At 36.6% G+C, this 2752-nt stretch carries 4 protein-coding genes; all 4 read left to right on the forward strand.

Annotated features, from left to right (window positions below):
* Positions 1-214: 214 nt before the first annotated feature.
* The 4 genes from BKL49_RS11930 (at position 215) to BKL49_RS11945 (ending at position 2694) form a co-directional block, all read left to right on the forward strand.
* Positions 215-925, forward strand: a complete 711-nt coding sequence (locus BKL49_RS11930; RefSeq protein WP_077425760.1) for a hypothetical protein — start codon at positions 215-217, stop codon at positions 923-925.
* 143 nt (positions 926-1068) lie between these two features.
* Positions 1069-1782, forward strand: coding sequence for a hypothetical protein (locus BKL49_RS11935; RefSeq protein ID WP_077425762.1), 714 nt, complete (start codon positions 1069-1071; stop codon positions 1780-1782).
* Entirely contained in the window at positions 1779-1970 is a 192-nt protein-coding gene (locus tag BKL49_RS11940; protein WP_244152012.1) for a DUF2235 domain-containing protein, read from the forward strand. The genes BKL49_RS11935 and BKL49_RS11940 overlap by 4 nt, the downstream gene beginning before the upstream one ends.
* A 13-nt stretch (positions 1971-1983) precedes the next feature.
* Positions 1984-2694: a hypothetical protein gene (locus BKL49_RS11945; RefSeq protein WP_077425764.1), complete on the forward strand. Its 711-nt coding sequence runs from the start codon at positions 1984-1986 to the stop codon at positions 2692-2694.
* Positions 2695-2752: the final 58 nt, after the last annotated feature.

The raw sequence follows: 2752 nt of genomic DNA on the forward strand, positions 1-2752 counted from the left end.
TAAGGCGTTTTTTTGATTTACGCATTTTTAAACGATTTTTGCTAACCCTCCCCCCAGCCTATTGCGATTATTTATTTGATAATCGGACTGTTTTTAGTTATTTAGAACCTGAATCCGATTTCTATCATGTTGTTAGTTATCAACATAATCAAATTTGTTGGTTGCAAAAAGAACAGTCTGAATTTCTTTCCTATCTCACAGAGGAAAAATTGATATGCTAAAAATAACGCGAAAAAACACCGCACTTTTAGGGCTTCTTGTTATTGCGAGCCTTATCACTGCTTGTTCCGAACCGAGTTTTCGGGAGGAATTTTTTAAACACCGTCGTTGCGCTGAAGTGCAATATCAATGTTTACCGGAATTTCAGGAGAAAAATATGATTGATCTTTCGCAACCTTATCAATTAACCGATGAGGAAGAAGCCCGTATTGAACGGGATAATACCTTAAGATTGCATCGTAAAATTATCAAAATGCTGGAAATTTATTATCCCGGCTTTTGGAATAATGCAGATGAAAAAACACAGTTAGCATGGATGGAAAAAGTTGATGAGATTACCAAACGGTATTATCCGAATCGACAAAGTTATCATTTAAAATCAATGACATTGATTTGTGCCATTGTCGGATTAGGTTTTGAAACAGATCCGAAACTTAATTTTGTTGTAGACAGAATTAAGTCGGATCCTCTATATATCCCACTTATCAAGATTAATGACTATTTGCGTTTTGAAGTATTACAAAAGGATTATGACGAGGCAGGAAACCAATATAACAATTGGAGTTTGCGTGGGGTAAGACAAGGTATGCCACCAATGACCCATCACGTGCCGGATTTTAATACGGAGTGGAAGCCTAATAATCCGGAAGAAAATAAATGGCGTATTTATAGAGAATGGTTACGTGAGAAAGGATATCAGGAATGAGTTGTAAAGTGATTCGAATCGGGGTGTTTTTTGATGGCATAGGCAATAACCTCACTAACGATGAAGTGGGCAGAAGTAAAAATTGCGTGAACAATATTGGAAAGTGATATTGCTTATAGCCGGTTTAATTCAGAGAGGTTGATATGCTAAAAACACCGCGAAAAAACACCGCACTTTTAGGGCTTCTTGTTATTGCGAGCCTTATCACTGCTTGTTCCGAACCGAGTTTTCGGGAGGAATTTTTTAAACACCGCCGTTGCGCTGAGGTGCAATATCAATGTTTACCGGAATTTCAGGAGAAAAATATGATTGATCTTTCCCAACCTTATCAATTAACCGATGAGGAAGAAGCCCGTATTGAACGGGATAATACCTTAAGATTGCATCGTAAAATTATTAAAATGCTGGAAATTTATTATCCCGGCTTTTGGAATAATGCAGATGAAAAAACACAGTTAGCATGGATGGAAAAGGTTGATGAGATAACTAAACGGTATTATGGCGAAAATAGAATGCGTGCCGAATTGGAAAGAATGGCTTCTATATGTTCCATTATTGGGAATAATTTTGAAGCTGATCCGAAATTAACTTTTATTGTTCAAAAAATTAAAAATAGTGATGATTATGGCGCATTAATAGATATTAATGATTATCTACGTTTTGAAGTTTTACAAAAAGATTATGACGAGTCTGGAAACCAATATAATAACTGGAGTTTACGTGGGGTAAGACAAGGTATGCCACCAATGACCCGTCATATGCCGGATTTTAATACAGAGTGGAAGCCTAATAATCCGGAAGAAAATAGACGACGTATTTATAGAGAATGGTCAAGCGAGAAAGGATATCAAGAATGAGTTGTAAAGTGATTCGAATCGGGGTGTTTTTTGACGGTACAGGGAATAACCTCACTAATGATGAAGTGGGCAGAAGTAAAAACGGGGTGAGTAATATTGGTAAGTTATTCAGATTATATTCCAATAATGATGTGCTTAGAGGTAATTTGCTCACGGAATGTTTAATTTATACCCGAGCTATCTCATAGAGAAAAAATTGATATGTTAAAAACACCGCGAAAAAACACCGCACTTTTAGGGCTTCTTGTTATTGCGAGCCTTATCACTGCTTGTTCCGAACCGAGTTTTCGGGAGGAATTTTTTAAACACCGTCGTTGCGCTGAAGTGCAATATCAATGTTTACCGGAATTTCAGGAGAAAAATATGATTGATCTTTCCCAACCTTATCAATTAACCGATGAGGAAGAAGCCCGTATTGAACGGGATAATACCTTAAGATTGCATCGTAAAATTATTAAAATGCTGGAAATTTATTATCCCGGCTTTTGGAATAATGCAGATGAAAAAACACAGTTGGCATGGATGGAAAAGGTTGATGAGATAACTAAACGGTATTATCCGAATCGACAAAGTTATCATTTAAAATCAATGACATCGATTTGTGCCATTGTCGGATTAGGTTTTGAAACAGATCCGAAACTGACTTTTATTGTTCAAAAAATTAAAACTAGCCCTACTTATGGACCATTAGTTGACATTAATGATTATTTACGTTTTGAAGTGTTACAAAAAGATTATGACGAGGCAGGTAATCAATATAACAACTGGAGTTTACGTGGGGTAAGACAAGGTATGCCACCAATGACCCGTCACGTGCCGGATTTTAATACAGAGTGGAAGCCTAATAATCCGGAAGAAAATAGACGACGTATTTATAGAGAATGGTTACGTGAGAAAGGATATCAGGAATGAGTTGTAAAGTGATTCGAATCGGGGTGTTTTTTGATGGTACAGGCAATAACCTCACTAA

This window comes from Rodentibacter myodis, from assembly GCF_001999305.1.
In the GTDB taxonomy this organism is placed as follows: domain Bacteria; phylum Pseudomonadota; class Gammaproteobacteria; order Enterobacterales; family Pasteurellaceae; genus Rodentibacter; species Rodentibacter myodis.